The organism is Bacillus yunxiaonensis (genome assembly GCF_037104695.1).
Classification (GTDB): Bacteria; Bacillota; Bacilli; order Bacillales; family Bacillaceae_G; genus Bacillus_A; species Bacillus_A yunxiaonensis.
Window position 1 is genome coordinate 866,575 of the sequence record NZ_JBAWSV010000001.1, and the last position, 16,616, is coordinate 883,190.

15 protein-coding genes and 1 pseudogene are annotated in these 16,616 nt (G+C 34.1%); 3 read left to right on the forward strand and 13 right to left on the reverse strand.

The window, feature by feature from the left end; all coding sequences use genetic code 11:
* Positions 1-44: 44 nt before the first annotated feature.
* Together WAX78_RS04335 and WAX78_RS04340 are read right to left on the reverse strand one after the other, a co-directional pair.
* Positions 45-658 (reverse strand): annotated as a pseudogene (locus WAX78_RS04335) (IS3 family transposase); the annotation flags it as partial.
* 187 nt (positions 659-845) lie between these two features.
* Entirely contained in the window at positions 846-2,108 is a 1,263-nt protein-coding gene (locus WAX78_RS04340) for an ATP-binding protein (protein WP_336481039.1), read from the reverse strand.
* 452 nt (positions 2,109-2,560) lie between these two features.
* Here WAX78_RS04340 and WAX78_RS04345 point away from each other — a divergent pair, with 452 nt between their 5' ends.
* The gene (locus WAX78_RS04345) at positions 2,561-3,361 is read left to right on the forward strand and encodes a thermonuclease family protein (protein WP_336481040.1); all 801 of its coding nucleotides are present in this window, start codon (positions 2,561-2,563) and stop codon (positions 3,359-3,361) included.
* A gap of 174 nt (positions 3,362-3,535) precedes the next feature.
* Here WAX78_RS04345 and WAX78_RS04350 read toward each other — a convergent pair whose 3' ends face one another.
* From WAX78_RS04350 to cspD, 8 genes are all read right to left on the reverse strand, one after another.
* On the reverse strand, positions 3,536-4,864 hold the full coding sequence (locus WAX78_RS04350; protein ID WP_336481362.1) for a glycosyltransferase family 4 protein: 1,329 nt from the start codon (positions 4,862-4,864) through the stop codon (positions 3,536-3,538).
* 39 nt (positions 4,865-4,903) lie between these two features.
* Positions 4,904-5,959: a phosphotransferase gene (locus WAX78_RS04355; protein WP_413789168.1), complete on the reverse strand. Its 1,056-nt coding sequence runs from the start codon at positions 5,957-5,959 to the stop codon at positions 4,904-4,906.
* A 5-nt stretch (positions 5,960-5,964) separates the two neighbouring features.
* The gene (locus WAX78_RS04360) at positions 5,965-7,140 is read right to left on the reverse strand and encodes a carboxylate--amine ligase (protein ID WP_336481041.1); all 1,176 of its coding nucleotides are present in this window, start codon (positions 7,138-7,140) and stop codon (positions 5,965-5,967) included.
* Positions 7,141-7,155: 15 nt separating this feature from the next.
* On the reverse strand, positions 7,156-8,460 hold the full coding sequence (locus WAX78_RS04365; RefSeq protein ID WP_336481042.1) for a glycosyltransferase family 4 protein: 1,305 nt from the start codon (positions 8,458-8,460) through the stop codon (positions 7,156-7,158).
* The gene (locus tag WAX78_RS04370) at positions 8,457-9,113 is read right to left on the reverse strand and encodes a PIG-L deacetylase family protein (protein ID WP_336481043.1); all 657 of its coding nucleotides are present in this window, start codon (positions 9,111-9,113) and stop codon (positions 8,457-8,459) included. The genes WAX78_RS04365 and WAX78_RS04370 overlap by 4 nt, the downstream gene beginning before the upstream one ends.
* Positions 9,114-9,489: 376 nt before the next feature.
* Positions 9,490-10,038 (reverse strand): AarF/UbiB family protein, encoded by a 549-nt coding sequence (locus tag WAX78_RS04375; RefSeq protein WP_336481044.1) that lies wholly within the window; start codon positions 10,036-10,038, stop codon positions 9,490-9,492.
* Between the two features lie 1,001 nt (positions 10,039-11,039).
* Positions 11,040-11,888: an exonuclease gene (locus WAX78_RS04380; RefSeq protein ID WP_336481045.1), complete on the reverse strand. Its 849-nt coding sequence runs from the start codon at positions 11,886-11,888 to the stop codon at positions 11,040-11,042.
* Between the two features lie 135 nt (positions 11,889-12,023).
* Positions 12,024-12,224, reverse strand: a complete 201-nt coding sequence (cspD, locus tag WAX78_RS04385; RefSeq protein WP_035430809.1) for a cold-shock protein CspD — start codon at positions 12,222-12,224, stop codon at positions 12,024-12,026.
* Between the two features lie 526 nt (positions 12,225-12,750).
* Here cspD and WAX78_RS04390 point away from each other — a divergent pair.
* Positions 12,751-13,863: a phosphodiester glycosidase family protein gene (locus tag WAX78_RS04390; RefSeq protein ID WP_336481046.1), complete on the forward strand. Its 1,113-nt coding sequence runs from the start codon at positions 12,751-12,753 to the stop codon at positions 13,861-13,863.
* Positions 13,864-13,916: 53 nt separating this feature from the next.
* Here the strand turns inward: WAX78_RS04390 and WAX78_RS04395 are convergent, their stop codons facing one another.
* The 3 genes from WAX78_RS04395 to WAX78_RS04405 all read right to left on the reverse strand — a co-directional run bounded on the left by WAX78_RS04395 (position 13,917) and on the right by WAX78_RS04405 (position 15,723).
* Positions 13,917-14,534 carry an acetate uptake transporter gene (locus WAX78_RS04395; protein ID WP_336481047.1) on the reverse strand — a complete coding sequence of 206 codons (618 nt, stop codon included), beginning with the start codon at positions 14,532-14,534 and terminating at the stop codon, positions 13,917-13,919.
* A 57-nt stretch (positions 14,535-14,591) separates the two neighbouring features.
* Positions 14,592-15,020, reverse strand: a complete 429-nt coding sequence (locus WAX78_RS04400) for an NUDIX domain-containing protein (protein WP_336481048.1) — start codon at positions 15,018-15,020, stop codon at positions 14,592-14,594.
* A gap of 247 nt (positions 15,021-15,267) precedes the next feature.
* Positions 15,268-15,723 carry a ferritin-like domain-containing protein gene (locus WAX78_RS04405; protein WP_336481049.1) on the reverse strand — a complete coding sequence of 152 codons (456 nt, stop codon included), beginning with the start codon at positions 15,721-15,723 and terminating at the stop codon, positions 15,268-15,270.
* Positions 15,724-15,857: 134 nt separating this feature from the next.
* On the opposite strand from WAX78_RS04405, the gene WAX78_RS04410 reads away from it, so the two are divergent.
* Positions 15,858-16,610 carry a (S)-benzoin forming benzil reductase gene (locus WAX78_RS04410; protein ID WP_336481050.1) on the forward strand — a complete coding sequence of 251 codons (753 nt, stop codon included), beginning with the start codon at positions 15,858-15,860 and terminating at the stop codon, positions 16,608-16,610.
* Positions 16,611-16,616: the final 6 nt, after the last annotated feature.

The following is a 16,616-nucleotide window of genomic DNA, read 5'->3' on the forward strand; positions in this document are numbered from 1 at the left end:
TGGTTCGAATCCAGTCGGGATCATTAATACAGAATAATAAACCCCCTTGATAATAAGTGGTGGTGTTTCATAATGCGTAATACCTTTTTATGATTGATACAAATCCTCATTTTTCTAAGGGTGGCTGTAATTCTTCGATATCCATAACAGAGCTTATGACGTAGACAAACTCTCTTAATTATCTCCTCAATTTTATTTTTAGAGCCCTGTACCATTCTTATCTAACGGTAAAATGTCGAGCGCGGTAATTCTAACACTTTACACAATTCTTTTGCTTTCATTTTATGTTTCACTTCATTCCATAGCTGAACGACTAGAATGGGTTTCAACGCCTTTAGATTTCCAGATACTTTCCCTATACAAGTAATTTGGGTTTCAATTATTTATTATTCAACTGTAGTTGTACTATTTAACTTAATTCTTGAAATCCCTTCCCATAAGAATATTGTTTTCCTACTGGCTGTTGAAAACGGTGCGTCTGGTTTGTACAATACCAGTTCATCCAAGTTTTAATTTGTGCTTTATTTTTAATTCCTAATTGATCCATAATTTCTTTGTTTGTGTACCCTTGTTTTTTCAGCTCGATTGTTTTCCATTTAATTTCTTCTGAATAAGATTTTCTCGTTCCCACAAAAGAAACACCTCCGTATATTCGCATTTAAATTAAATACGAATATACGGAGGTGTTTTTTCCTTGTCTTATTTCATTGGGTCACTTCAGTATTTTTTCATGTCCCACTAATAGGGTTCACTTTAATCTAATTGATAGCTATTTTATATTTTTTGACCCTAGAATCAATTTTTTCTACATCTCTCAGCGTATTCTAGAACTAATCTGAGAAAATTCATTCACCTATGGAAACTGGAAGTATAATATCAACTGTTGTTCCCTTATTCATTTCACTTTTTATATTTATACTTCCTCGATGATCTTTGATAATCTTATAACTAACCATTAAACCCAAACCGGTCCCATTTTCTTTTGTTGTATAAAAGGGTTCGCCCAACTTAGATATTAAGTTATTTGGGATCCCAGGCCCATTATCAATAAAACGAATACGTACGCTATCTTTTTTTAATTGTATAACCTCAATATATATTTTACCGTTATTTGGAACAGCTTCTATTGCATTTTTAAAAATATTTATAAAAACTTGCTTTATTTGATTTCTTTCACATTTGACCAAAATAACGTTCGGTTCAAACTCTTTCATGACCCCTATATTTTTAACATTGGCGATTGTCTCAAGCAAAGTTATTACATCTAATAATAAAGATGTGATATTTTCATTCTGATAGGTAGTAACTTGAGGTTTGGAAAGTACTAAAAATTCACTAACAATGAAATTGATACGCTCGATTTCTGATAACATGATGTTATAATAATGTTTCTCTTTATCTTCTGAATCCTTATATTGAAGTAATTGGAGAAAGCCTTTTATAGATGTTAGGGGGTTTCGAATTTCATGTGCTACTGCTGCAGCTAATTCACCTACGATCGAAAGTTTTTCAGATCTCCTTATGAGTTCCTCTTTATCTTTTAATTCTGTAATATCTCTAACAATTACAAAAATGCCTACCATTTTATCCTCTATTAAGATAGGTACACTCTTCATGCTTACTAGTATACAATGTCCGCTTTTGATCATACACCTGCACTCTACCATTGAAGACTTCCCTTTTCCTATTTCTAAAAAGTGCTCTTGAACTTTATACAAATCTTCTTTGTTTATAAGATCCTTAAAAGACATTTTTGTTAACTCTTCTTCACTATATCCCGTTATTTTCCCAGTTACATCATTAACAGATATAAAATTTCCATTTAAATCTAAATGTATGATTGCATCCATATTATTTTCAATAAGGCTATTTAACTGCTGCTCCCGACCTTCAATATCTTTAATATTTCTTTGAATTAATTTATATAATAAAAATCCCGTTGCAATAACAAAAAGACATCCTTTTCCAATACTTATCCAAACAACACCATATGTATTAAACTTTGTTAATGTCCAATCAGTTATACTAATCCAAAAAATACTAGATAAAATATATATACTAGATATTTTAAACGAGACTTCCCTACTACGGCTAACATTATTTTTCATTTATAGATTCCTTTCCCAATTGACCAATACTTACTATAAATATCTCAAAATCCCGATGTTTTTGATAAGTTAATTTTGAGCCATTTTATACGATTTGATTACACAAAAAAGAAGTGACCTGATTTCCAATTCTATTAACCTCATCTTATGATATTAATCAAACTTACTTCATATGAGAGAATGAAAAGGATGATCGAGATTACTCAATTTCATAATATCAAATTCTTAAAAGGGGTTGAATGCTTAACGAAAATGCAAATCATAGTAAAATTATTAATATCTTTAAAAAATGTAAATTTTAACCAATGACATGTACCTAAAAATACCAATTGATGTTATCAGTAATTTTTATTTGCGGTAATTGGGATCTTACCACATCACCATCAAGTTAATAAAATTAAGTACCCCAAAACGAGAGAATTAACATTTTTAGTTTAAAAAAACCAAACATTATGACTGTAACAATTCAGTCTGTAACAGGTGGCGATACCTTCAAAGCGTTAATAAACGGCAAGAAAGATACTCCAGAGACTGTTCATCCGTCTAAACCTGTACAACCATTCGGAAAAGAAGCATCTGACTTCACAAAGGAACAACTTACAGGCCAAACAGTAGGATTAGAACTAGATGCTCAGGAACGTGATCAATATGGTCGATTACTGGCATATGTATGGCTTGGGGACAAACTTTATAATGCGATACTTGTAGATAAAGGATTTGCTAGGGTTGAAGTATTTCCATCAAATACGAAATACATAGATCAGTTCCGTACTATTCAAGACCACGCACGTCAAACAAAGGCTAATATTTGGAGTTTAGAAAATTACGTAATGGGTAGTGGATTTTCTGATAATGTAGAACAGCCACAAGTTGCTGCTGCACAACCCGCACCACAGCCTTCTCAAAATACTAACGTATACTACAAAAATTGTTCTGCAGTAAGAGCAGCAGGTAAGGCTCCTTTACATCGTGGGGAACCAGGTTATGCCAGTCATTTAGATCGTGATGGTGATGGGATAGCATGTGAAAATAGCGATTTTGATTCCGCTCCAACTTCACAACCTAAGGCAGAACCAGCGCCACAGCCTAAACCAGAACCAGAACCAGCACCGCAACCATCTCAGAATAATAATGTATACTACAAAAATTGTTCTGCAGTAAGAGCAGCAGGCAAGGCTCCTTTACATCGTGGGGAACCAGGTTATGCCAGTCATTTAGATCGTGATGGTGACGGTATCGCTTGCGAAAGGTGATAGTTACATTTTATCGACAAAGCTATGTTTGCTTTACAATAAGAGAAAAGGGTAGAAGACAGCGTCTGTTACCCTTTTCTCTCATTCATCATCACAAGAATGAATACTTTCGTTTTTTCATTTAGGGTATACATAGATTCACCATTCCTTCCACGAAGGCATTCCATACAGGTTCTACATATCGCTCATAAAAGATTGATAGATTTTTTCTATCTTTGAGACCATCACATCTTGCGTAAGATGTTGTCGTGAATAGGTCTGAGCCTCTCTTCCTAAAGTTTCACGAAGACCCTTATTCGTTAAAAGCAATTTAAGAGCATCGGAAAGTTGCTGCACATTGCCTGGGTCACAAATGATCCCTGTTTTTCCGTTTTGGATCATTTCTGGTATACCACCACAATTTGTTGTAATAATAGCTTGACGAGAAAGCATCGCTTCAATAACTGAAATTGGAAAATTGTCGTTAATGGTAGGTAAAACATAGATTTCAGAAGAAGAAAGAATTTCTGGTATATCTGTTCTTCTACCAAAAAACTTGATATTATCGAGACCAAGTTGTAGCACTTGGTTTTCTAATCTTTCTCTCATAACACCATCACCAACAATCCATACCTCAACATTAGACAAATCTTGTCGAATTCGCGAGAGCGCTTTTAAAAAAATATCATGACCTTTTCGAGGAGAAAGACGGGAAACACAGGAAATTACAACATTATCATTACACTTCTCTTTAGATATAGAAGGTGGATGAAAATGTATACCTGTATGAACAGTAATCAGTTGTTCTGTCTTTGCCCCGTATTCTTCTAAAGGAGAATGAAAGGAATTACTGATCGTTATAATTTGATCCGATGCTCTTATTCCCTGTTTTTCAATTTCACTAAAATACACTTCTTCAATTGATCCTTTTTTTATTTTATCGAATTTTAATCGACTTTTTGTAAAATGCCCATGTGGTGTAAAAAAAAGAGGTTTTTTATATTCTAGATTTAGTTGTCCTAATAAAAAGACAGCGAATAAATCTTGTGCATGAAACACATCATATTGTTCTAGACTTCTTTCTCTTAAAAAAGACTTAAACACGTTCAAAAAGCTCGTGTTTTTTATAATTTTTTCATTAACTGTACCATATCGTTGTAGCATAAAATCCCTGGCATGCTCAGCAGCTTGCGGAATATCTTGTTCTAGATGAACTGATGTCATTTGAGTAGGAGAGATAACATCAACGTCATGACCATATTTTTCAAAACCTGTTTTCAAGGAAGTAATATAGTTTGATAATCCCCCTGTATTAGGATATTTTAAAAATGTTACATAAAGAATTTTTAATTTTCTTGTTTTACTGGGTATATTATCTTTTTTGATTCCAAATGTCTGAAACGGTTTTATTACATGATTCATTTTACTATCTATTTGATAAAATTCATCCATAATTTTTAGTAGGCTCGCATGGAAGGGACAAATACATTCATTTTGCTCTTCCTTTGTTGTATTCAGAAGTATCTCCCCTTAACTCAACTGATGATAAAAGTCTTATATATGCTATAAACCTAATTCTTTTCCCCAGGTAGAAATTTTTTCAAGGTGATACGGCAATAACTCACCGCCGCGGTTATCGAATATTCTTCGTAGCTGGGTATGCAGTCCCTTTTCTAATGTTCTCTGCAAATACGCCATTTTATAAAGATCAATTGGAGCATTTTTAAATGTAATACCATTCTTCTTCATTTCTTTTGCATAGAATTCCACACAATGTGTGCGAATTTCTTCTGCACGGCTCTGCCAATCTTTTCTGAAACCCATTAATATTTCAACTAGAACAACCATATCAAACCAGACGGGTGCATATTTAGTTGATTCCCAATCGATAAACTGGATATTCCATGGTGCATTTAGTGTCACATTGTTGCTGCATATATTTTGCATATGAAGATCACCATGCGTTATCGATGAACCATTTTCAAATAGTTCCGGAAAAAAATCTGGTCCCTTATTACATAGTTTTATTAGCGATTTATAATGAGGTTTAATAACCACCCTTAACCGGTCGTCTTTCATCGCATCATCGAGAAAATCAATTGTCTTTCTAATGTATTTAGCTCGATCGCTCCTCATGCGGCTCGATTCATAAATAGGGAGCCAAGATTCCCAAACATCTTTATGTTTTTTAACCTTGTCTTCAAATGTGTGTGCATGAAGCTTGGCAACAGTGGGGATAATGTAGTCAAAATGTTTCGGGGAGAAGGTGATCTGACCACGTACTTGGCGTACAAATTCCATGAATATCCATGTTTCATTTCCATTTTGTTCAATGAGATATATTTCAGGAAGAAATTCTTTCAATATAGGATAAGCTCTATCATATATATTAATCTCTATTTCATTTTTGTAATCTCCTGAATTATATATTTTTAAAATAATAGGGTAGTAATCGGCTTTTGTTCGAAGTAATAATTTGTATATACTGCTTCTTCTTGTTGATTTTAGACACTCGATTTTATCAGAATCGATTACAACTCTCTCATTCATTGAATAAGAGAGTTTTTCTGCAATTCTTAACTTTCCAAAAAAACCAGATAATGTTTTTGCTTCGTACAATGTTTTCATTCCTTTCGCTTTCGTTTCCAGGCGTTTTTCAAATGCGACCATGTGCTTCTAATGAATGGCATCGGATCATCCCACGCAAACAAAGCAAACTCTTTTTTGCCTCGCAATCCTTTATAAAAGTCCTTCAACGTCATTTCAGCTCTTTTTTTCTTATGGCGAAATGTTAAATAATACCGCACAAGATAGATCCATTTGATACCGTCTATTTGTTTGAGTCTCGGCGCTGGATTTTGCCTAGTTAAATATAAATAATACATGTAAACAAAATCGATGCCAGCAGGCCCTGTTAAACTATGTGTTAACCAAAAACGAGGGTTTATTTCGATAAACTTATAAACACCATCGCGAGGGTCCTTTTTAAACTCTGCCATAGCGATCCCTTTAAGGTTAATACTTTCGAAAAAAGGTAAGCATATATCCACTAATTCTGGAACTTGTTTACTAACGATGTGAGCCCCCGTTCCAAATTCTGCTGGGAATTGATGATTCTTTTGTAAAGAAAATAACGCTAGTAACTCCATGTTATCGTCATAAAATGTGGCAACTTTATAAAAACATTGATTGTCGCCAGGAATAATTTCCTGCAGGATGAGTTTTCCATACTGTCGATACAATTTATACTCATTTCTAAGTTGGTCTGGATTTTGTATGAGAATGGCCTTCTTGTTTATCTTTTTTCGAAATTCATGTCCTAAAATCGGCTTTAATATACAAGGGAAATCGAGGCTCAGTATCGCTTCTTCCAATTGTTCTCCCTTCTCAATCACATACGTTTTAGGACATGGAATATTATGTTTGACTGCGAGTTCATACATTTTATATTTATTTAGCGTTTCTTCAATCAACGAATGCTCAGGAAACAAAAATAAATAGTATTTAGACAGCTCCATTCGATATTTTGAAATGAATACCACATAATCATCTGCACCTGTATACAAAACGGGTTTCAGTTTAAATTCTTTAGCCAAGTCAATTAAAAAAACGAGTAATTTCTTTTCTTCATATAAAGGGCTTGGGCATATTCCACATGAAGCGAGGCGTGACTTTCCTATTTTATAAGGTTTCTCTACATCAAATGCATACACGCTAATTCCTTTTCTCGCTAAGCTTCTAATAATTCCGATTCCATTAGCACTTAAATCCAGTACAACTGCTACATGTTCATGATTCATAGAATCCTTCCCCACCTAAATACTTTTGTAGACTTTTTCGATATTTGCTACCATTGTCTTTCTAGTTAAATGCTTCTTAGCGAACTTTCTTGCATTTTTACCTAACTGTTCTCGAGCTTGTTGATTTTCAATGGCGAACTTTAATGCGCGTACTAGTTGATTTGCATCTCCTGCCTTAACAAGTATCCCTGTCTCACCGTGTTTAACCAGTTCAGGTATACCTCCCGATGGCGTCGAAATGACACAAACCCCACTATGCATGGCCTCAATAACAGAAAGAGGTAGACTGTCGTTTAAAGTCGGAAGTACAAAAATGTCAGTTTCACTTAAAATATCTGGAACGTCATCTCTTGCTCCTAAAAACTCCACCATAGAAAGATTCAAATGATTGACTTGCTCTTCTAATTTATCTCTCATCTCACCGTCTCCGACAATGAGCATTTTAACTTTATCAATATATTGGCTTTCCATCTTTGAAAGGGCATCAAGTAATACATTATGGCCTTTTCTTGGGCCTAATCTGGCCACACATGTAATAACGATTTTCTTATGAACTGATGAAGTATTTTTCGTATTGTACTTATCAGGATAATCAATACCCGTCAACACAGTTGTCATGTTCTCTCGTTTGGCACCTAACTGCATTAATGGATCACGAAATGAGTCACTAAGAATAATAAGGTGATCGGCAAATTCAATCGCCTTTCTTTCCAATACTGTATAATAGGCTTCTTCTAGCGAACCTTTTTGAAATAAGCCAAATCTCAGTCGGTTAAAAGTAAACATCCCATGAGGTGTAAATAGTAATTTTTTTCCGTAATATTCATTAATTCTTCCTAATATATTAGCTGTAAACAAGTCTTGTGCATGGAGGATATCATATTTTTTTAATTTGATATTTTCAAGAAGCATTTTTTCGAAGGTATACATATTTTTGAGGTTCCTGACAATTGTACTATTATAATTTTCATAACGTGTTTTCAAAAATTTTTTTAATTGTGGAACAACTTCTTCACGTATGTCTTCTACTCGGCTTTGAGAAAATTGGTTAGGTGAGACAATGTCGACATGATGGCCCTGTTGTCTTAAACCTTCACTTAGTGCTGTAATATAATTAGATAATCCACCAGTATGAGGATAATCCCAAAACGTAGCAATTAATATAGAAAGACTTTTCTTCTTATACATCTTTGATTCTTTATTTGTATAACGTTCTTGTTTTGTATTCTTCTTTTGTTGCGATAAAAATGAACGAACTCCAAAATATTTATCCATTGTGTTGATTACATATGGATACGGAAACTCAAGTCTCTTTTTCATTTCCAAACCCTCCTTATTACCTCAAACGCTTCAGCATACGGCACACCAATCGTCATTCCTCTAACTCTCCCTAAGTATTGAATTCCTTCATATGAACGAGGATGAGGGAAATCTCTCATTTCTACATCGTAATGTTTTAGCGCAGCAATCTTTGAATCTATTTGATCTGTAATGTTAACAAAATAATTAGGCTTGAAAGATTTATCATTCGTGTGGATATTCCACTCACTAGAGGAAACGGTTTCAAATGTAATCAATTCTATCGGTTGTTGGTTTGGTAGAGGTCGAGTCGCAGTCAAAACTGCTTGAAAAGTAATATAATGATCCATATTGAGATCTCCATAATGATGGGTGAAGATTTTGTTCGGTTTATAAGTCTGTATTAATCGTTCTATTTCTTTCGTTAATTGATGCAGCGGGATCAATTCTAACTCTAAATTAGGATTCTCGAGGAATATCACTTCTTCAATACCTATCTCCCTATTTGCGCACCGGCCTAGGTGTTGTATGTGATGTGCTTCCTCTTTTCTTCCTAGAGCAGTAATGATTGAAATTACTCGATGTCCTTCATCTACTAATCTTTTTAAAGTTCCGCCAGATCCTAATAATTCATCGTCAGGATGTGCGCCAATGACTAAAATACACTCTTTCATTAGTATTCTCACTCCTTGTATTACTTAATTTATGATTTACACTGCAAAAAGAAACCGTCATTAGCGGAAAACCTGCTTTTATTTATTACTAATAATCAATACTCCAGCCTTATAATCTATTGAGGTTTACATGTGTATTCTGTCTTACTTGATAAAGATAACCTTCCATCACTGAAAGTTTTCTTTACTCCTCAACAATGGAGATGTCTTACCAATTAAGCACATACCAGCAGTTATCTTCCATATCTCTTTTTTTATTCCTCTCAATCTTGAGCGGCGGAGTTTTATCGCCCACAAATTTTGAAAAAGAAATAATCAAAAAAAATTGCGGTTGTTTTTACAGTAAAAAAGCGTTACGTCCAGGACACCTCGTTTTTCACCGATAATACATCCATTTTTTATAAATAGATGGCTGTATATTCTTCACATGATTCAAAAAATTCTGTGCTAGTCCAAATTTTTCAAAGCCCTTTAATAACTTGACAGGAACCTTACTATTTGAAGTAAAAGCTCTTTTATGGTCGATGACTTTTAGCTGACCTTTTTCACTTATTAAAACATGTCTCACTTCCGTGTCCCATCTAGTAAATCCTATCTTTTTTAATTCATTCAACATTATTAATATTTCCTCGGCTAATTCTTCTGTTATTTTTTGTTCTCTTTTCAAGTGACGTGCAAGTGAAATTCCATGTATATACTCCATAACAATATAATTTTCTCCATATTCATAAAGTCGTGGGATAATAGGTGAGGATTGTCCAATTTTCAAAGCTTCCAACTCTTTTTTTTGAGTTTCTTCCAGGAAAAATATTTTCACACATTTATCATGGGTTAATTGATATACTTCTCCATCCTTCCCATCTCCAATGAGCTTATATTCTTCCACATCTTTTCTACTTACTCTTCTTTTGTTAAATACTTTCATTTTATTGCCCCTTCATTAGAATTTCGTAAATTTATATATTATCTCATATTCTATGATTCATCACTTACATATGTAACATAGACTAATATATATTTTTATGAATGAATTCAATTCATATATTCTTTTAATAGATACTCTTTTAAACTCTTAAAATACGTTAAAAAATAATAAAGTGAAACTTCCATCAGTGGGAAGGGTTTTTCATCCCTCACCTATCTTCTTTGCTTTTCTCCGAATCTTGAGGTGGGGATCTTACTGCCCGCGAATAGCGGGATAAAATAAAAATTGAAAAAGGTCATTCATTTTGAATTAATAGGAAAAAAGCCAATTAAAATGATGCGTATCTCTCCGTCTATTCGGTACTTATTAGAGAAAGTTGAAGAATTTTCTCCATTATCAAATGTGAGTTACATTCATAGTTATTTTTAAATCCAAGAAGGAGTATATTACAATTGAGGGTAACTTTTCGTTGGTATGGATATGAAAAATCTATATGGTGGGGATGTATTGAAGTTATTTAATTATTTGGTCCTAACGTGTAATCAAATCAGTACTTTAGAATAACATACAGGTTATACCTTTGATCGATTAATTTTACAAGAGCGAAAAATTTGGAGACGCGTTTATTTCGTAATACTTACTCCATATTTGTTACTTTTCGCTTTCTTTGAATAGATCCCATAGGTATCCACATTTTGTATCTTATTTCTTTTTAATACACTTAAATGAATAAGATGGCATATCCACTCAATTCATATAAGGTAGTGAAACTTCCATCAATAACAGTTTGAATCTCCTACTGATGGAAGCTCTCACCAATCGGGCTTTTACAGGCTTTTATCTCCACCTATATTCTTTGCTCTCTCATAATCTTAAGGTAAGTATTACAGCCTACAAATAACAGGATCAAAAATCCCTTCTACAACAAGCCATAATGTCATTTCTTTTTGCTTTCACCTTCGCAGGAAACTATTCCAGAATCCTCGCTCTTCTTATGGATTCTAGTGTGTTTTATTCCCTTGATTATTCATTGCGGCCAATACTTGAAGTTGCTGTTTAGCTTTCCTCAAAGCAGTATTAAAGTAATTTTGTAACAGTAGTAAGGTCGTATGATCGAAATGATATTGATCAGATACATTCTCCCATGTCTTACTATTTATGAATGCATCCCATGTGAGGTGGGAATATCCATTCTTCTTTACTTCTTTAAATACCCATCTCTTCATTTTCTTTTTACCCTTATCTGTTAAAGAGCCATTTTTTACGAGTATGAGTTCTAAGCTTTTCTTATATTGTTTATGAATATCCTTTTGCTTAGCTGCTGTGAGAAATATATTCGCGGTGTTCTTGGCATCCGAAAAGGCACGGTGTTGTTTTCCTTCCCATTCTAAAGCCAATTGTGCCACTGCAAGTTTCAAACTTGGTGGATTTAGGAATAATCCTTCGTATGCATGAAATACAAATCTCTGTAAATCAAATCTTCTTTCTTTCCCAAGATCAGGACATTCCACATTATGTCGTACACAATCTTCCGTGAGAAATCCGTAATCCTCTTTCCCCCACGTTACAAACATATAATCTTCTCCAACAAATTCACGAAATCGCTCAATTACCTTAGGGAATTTTTCTGCACCTTTTACATCTTGCTTTGTAATTCCTGTTAATTTTGTTGTATGACGAGATAGGGATGCCGATGGTTTCACTAACGAAGAGAAAAACTCGATAATGCTCATTGTACTTGCTTCAATCTTAATAGCACCAATATCAACAATTTCCGTTGGAGCATCTGATTGGTAAGGTCTAAAATTCCGCTCAATATCAAATACAATATAATATTTTGGTTCATACATACTACATACCTCTTCCTTATCTCTTCTTAACATTATATCCACAATCTCTAATATGTATTAAAAAAACAATATTGTAGCTGTTCTATTTTAAGATACAAAAAAAAGAGAAGGGAGTTCCCTTCTCTTTCATTTCAATTACTTTTTAGTTACGTTAGTAGCTTGTGGTCCACGGTTACCTTGTTCAACTTCGAAAGTAACTTCTTGACCTTCTTCTAAAGTTTTGAAGCCGTCGCCTTGGATAGCTGAGAAGTGAACGAATACGTCTTCTCCACCTTCAACTTCGATGAAACCGAAACCTTTGTCAGCGTTAAACCATTTTACTTTACCGTTTTGCATGAAAAAATCCTCCTAAAGTATGTACCTTCATGTACATGTCCATTTTCAACCACTTTACAAATAATAATTAGACATTAAAAAACTGCAACCCAGAGAAGATTTAACATTGCTATCCCCTCTTAAGTTACAGCTTATTTAAATCTCTATGGTATTAAAAGTAAAATGGTTTAACACCACTATACACCTTTATTAGAATAAAAGCAAATTTTTATTTCGTTTTTTTTCGTAACTTCAGCAGTTGGCTGGTTTAATACCTTTCACTTCTTTATTTTTTCTATTGATTTATCTTACATTTCTTTGCCCTGTCACCATATCATGTGCATTCTTACTATTATCACTATTTTCATTCAGTCTTTATAAATCTGACTGTTTTTATTATAATTTAGCGATATGCATTCATATTTACCTCTTGTCAAATTATTCATATCATTCTATTGTATAAAAGTCTACAACTCTACAAATCAAATAAAAAACAGCTTGCTACACATAAAACTAAATAATGAATTATATAAGAGGAGTTCTCGAAATGAAAAAATATCTAAAAAGAGCAATAAAAATATCCTCCATTTTATTACTTGTTTTCATTTTAATTGGATCAGGTATTTTGTTTGGTACTCCATATGGACATAAATTACGTGTAATTGCTGCGGAAAGTATTTTAACTTCACAACACCGTGATTTAGCAAAGTTCACTTTCTTATCACAACAAGAACTGGATGATATTTCAAATTCTATTAATAATCCAAAATGGCAAAATAGCGAATCTCTTGGTTTGCAGAAGCTTTCAAAAAAACAATTGGAAGAGAAAAAACGTATGCCGCTTGATGTGAAAATCGAAACCGTTCAAGAAAAGTATGCGGATCATTATTTCGAAGGTAAGCTCATGACAATTAGTAATCCTTTTAATGTAAAACTTGTAACACAACAAGGTACAGAAGGTAAAGATGTTGGTGAAAAAATTTACGTGATGGCAAAGCGAAATCACGCACTTGCTGCAGTAAATGCTAGCGGATTTGCAGATGAAACGGGACATGGGGGCGGTAAAGTCGGCCTAGGCATTGTTATCGCGAACGGACAAGTTATCCATACACCAGAAGATGTAAATTCACCGACTATTATTACTGGTTTAACAAAATATGGGCAAATGATAACAGGTAATTACTCTGCACAGCAATTAATGAATAAAAATGTTGTTTCTGCAGCCGGTTTTATGCCGCAGCTTATCGTAAATGGCGAAAAAATGCTTACAAATGACGGAGGCTGGGGATATGGTCCGCGAAGCATTATGGCTCAAAAGAAAGATGGCTCGATTATGTTTCTTATCGTAGATGGTAGACAACCTCACAGCATTGGCGCTTCTTTAAAAGATTGTCAGGACCTTTTATATGACAAGGGAGCTGTAAATGCGATGGCTATGGATGGTGGTTCTTCTGCAACTATGTATGCCCTAGGAGATATATTAAATATCCCTTCCACTTTATCTCATAAGTCTCGTTATCTCCCAAACTGTTGGGTTGTAACTGCCAATGAAAATCAAAAAGTGGATGTAACAATTGACGGTCACGCAGCAGACACTACAAAAATTGCAGAAATTATGGGAACATCTACTGTTGCTTCTAGCGAAACAAAAAGCAACTAAGTATCTTACAGATACTTAGTTGCTTTTTTCTGTTTCATTTATACTGTTGTGGTTTACTTTTTGAAGATACCAAATGGCTTACCAACAGGTAATACAACTTTTCCGAAGTGCGTATTTAATACTGCAGCTGCTGATCCATAGAATGAAAACAGTGAAATAAGCATTTCAGAAATTGCTGCTAATTTATGCATCGCATGTGGCATAACACCTAAAGTACTAAATGAAAGACCAATAAATAAGAAATCAATAAGTACAAAAATCATAAATAATACTTTATGTGTTTCCATTGCGCCAATTGTCATAAATAAGCTAAAAATTAAGTAACCAACAAATGCTACTCCAAGTTGCTTTGGATCCGCAGTTGCTGCTAACTTTTCACCAAATACTCCAAGTTGAATTAACCATGAAGTCCCAACACCAAACCAGAACAATGCAAATCCACCAAACGCTGTTGTACCGAATGTATTGTTATGCTTTGCATCGTTAATGCATGCAAATAATTGAGCAAAACCTCCTAAAAAGATTGCCCATGGCAATACAAGTGAAACGCCACTTGTTAAGCCAAGTTTTTGTGAGGACGCAACAAGTGTAACCATTGCAAGTCCAAATAATCCAAGTGCAGACGGATCTGCTGTTGTCATTTTCACATGATGTGTAGTTTGCTTTTCCATAAAACCCTCCTGATTTAAACACATACTCGAATACAATACTGAAATCAGAAGGCGCTGTCAATCCTTTTTATTAATACCTATGAATTGTGAATCTTCATATAGTTCATACACATATTTCCCTACTTCTAACGGTTTAATATTTATGTTTAATAAGTCCTTTACCGAGACCCATATCGGAATATATTCGCCTCGTTTCCTGTCATTTTTCACATATTCCTCACCTTGTCCGTTGCCAAATGTACCACCAACAATTATTGCTTCGTAAAAATATTGTGTTCCGTTGTACTTAACTGTTGTTGCAAGTTTTTGGAGCTGTACATGTAAGCCAAGTTCTTCATACACTTCCCTAATTATTGCTTCTTCAGTGGTTTCTCCTTCCTCAATTCCTCCTCCAGGAAAGACGTAATATACCTCTTCATCCCAAATGCGTTTTATAAGAGCTAATTTTCCTTCTTCTACAATAATTGCTGCACTTCGGTCTCGCATTCTAATAACGCCTCCATGTAACTAAGATTTTCTTACTAGGATCATCCCAAATACTTGATCGTATAAAGTGAAACTTTCATCAGTGATTTCCCCCCACCTATCTTCCTCGCTTCTCTCTCAATCTTGAGGTAGTGGTCTTACTGCTCGCAAATAGCGGGATAAACTCATTTTATGTATTTTTGTTTCTTCCAGAAATTTCGTTCATCGATCATAAAAAAACTAGACAAAATTGTCTAGTATCTTTAAGTTATGATAGCGAAGATAATAAAAAACCAAAGCGTATAGCATGCTCTATTTCGTCTGTCATCGCCCGAAAGAAAACATCTCGAACTGCTAAGTTTTGCGTTAATAAATAAGCATTTCGATAATCTTCATACGCTTCCAGTTCATCTTCATAAGCACGTTCTAACCCTTCTTTATAAGAAGAATATTGAGTTTGCACTACTTGATACGTTGGTTGCTGTCCAGTTAGTGTTGTATACAATTGTATAAATTGTTGTAAATGTACTTTTTCGTCTTCTAATGCATGTAAAATATCTTTTTTATGTCTTGCATTTGGTGCTTCGTTTACAAGCCGACTATAAAAATCAATCGCAGCAGCTTCACCTTTAATAGCTTCTAAAATAGCTTGTGACACTTGGTTATACGTTCCCTCATATACCCGATATAGATGATTATACGAATTAGGGATTACATAGTACATACCTACTCCTCCTCGAAATCATGCATTACTCTATTGTATGTAGACGCATTCATTTCGTTCAGTTTAGTTTTTTTCGCTTATTAAAAAAGAATATCTTATACTATTACATATATAGTGAAAGGAGCTTTAAATATATGCGTTATGTAATATTAACAGGAACTTCTCGAGGATTAGGTGAAGCAATTGCTACACAATTATTACAACAAGGAACGAAACTCATTTCTATATCACGTAAGCAAAACGAGCAACTCATCGAAAAAGCAAAACACCTTCATATTCCATTTGATTTTTATTCGTTTGATCTACAAGAGGTTCATCAAATTGAATCATTAATGGAAAATATTTTTTCAAACATCGATGTAAAAACGGTTTCTTCTATTCACCTTGTTAATAACGCTGGTATGTTAGCGCCAATGAAACCAATTGAGCGCTCAGAAAGTGAGCAATTAATTGCAAATGTCCATGTAAATTTAGTAGCTCCTATGTTACTTTCTTCAGCCTTTATGAAACATACGAAAGACTGGAATGTAGACAAACGTATCATTAACATCTCTTCTGGCGCCGGACAAAAACCATACTTTGGCTGGGGAGCATACTGCACCGCCAAAGCTGGTATTAATATGTTTACAAAATGTGTTGCAGCAGAAGAAACTGATAAAGGCTATCCTGTGAAAATTATTTCTTTTGCGCCAGGTGTTGTAGATACAGGGATGCAAACCGAAATAAGAGAAACATCAAAAGAAGACTTTATTCATGTAGACCGTTTCTTAGCTTTGAAAGAAGATGACCATTTACTTTCACCAAATTATGTAGCAAAAGCCGTTATTGACTTATTAGAAACAGATAATTTTCAGCAAGGTGGCGTTGTACGCATTGATGAACAATAAAAAACT

Excerpts from the sequence above, each read along its gene's own strand:
- WAX78_RS04395 (WP_336481047.1), bottom strand. The coding sequence starts at position 14,534 with ATGGAAAAGCAAACTACACATCATGTGAAAATGACAACAGCAGATCCG.
- cspD (WP_035430809.1), bottom strand. The coding sequence starts at position 12,224 with ATGCAAAACGGTAAAGTAAAATGGTTTAACGCTGACAAAGGTTTCGGT.
- WAX78_RS04405 (WP_336481049.1), bottom strand. The coding sequence starts at position 15,723 with ATGTACTATGTAATCCCTAATTCGTATAATCATCTATATCGGGTATAT.
- WAX78_RS04365 (WP_336481042.1), bottom strand. The coding sequence starts at position 8,460 with ATGAAAAAGAGACTTGAGTTTCCGTATCCATATGTAATCAACACAATG.
- WAX78_RS04400 (WP_336481048.1), bottom strand. The coding sequence starts at position 15,020 with ATGCGAGACCGAAGTGCAGCAATTATTGTAGAAGAAGGAAAATTAGCT.
- WAX78_RS04380 (WP_336481045.1), bottom strand. The coding sequence starts at position 11,888 with ATGTATGAACCAAAATATTATATTGTATTTGATATTGAGCGGAATTTT.
- WAX78_RS04410 (WP_336481050.1), top strand. The coding sequence starts at position 15,858 with ATGCGTTATGTAATATTAACAGGAACTTCTCGAGGATTAGGTGAAGCA.
- WAX78_RS04375 (WP_336481044.1), bottom strand. The coding sequence starts at position 10,038 with ATGAAAGTATTTAACAAAAGAAGAGTAAGTAGAAAAGATGTGGAAGAA.
- WAX78_RS04370 (WP_336481043.1), bottom strand. The coding sequence starts at position 9,113 with ATGAAAGAGTGTATTTTAGTCATTGGCGCACATCCTGACGATGAATTA.
- WAX78_RS04340 (WP_336481039.1), bottom strand. The coding sequence starts at position 2,108 with ATGAAAAATAATGTTAGCCGTAGTAGGGAAGTCTCGTTTAAAATATCT.
- WAX78_RS04390 (WP_336481046.1), top strand. The coding sequence starts at position 12,751 with ATGAAAAAATATCTAAAAAGAGCAATAAAAATATCCTCCATTTTATTA.
- WAX78_RS04360 (WP_336481041.1), bottom strand. The coding sequence starts at position 7,140 with ATGAATCATGAACATGTAGCAGTTGTACTGGATTTAAGTGCTAATGGA.
- WAX78_RS04345 (WP_336481040.1), top strand. The coding sequence starts at position 2,561 with ATGACTGTAACAATTCAGTCTGTAACAGGTGGCGATACCTTCAAAGCG.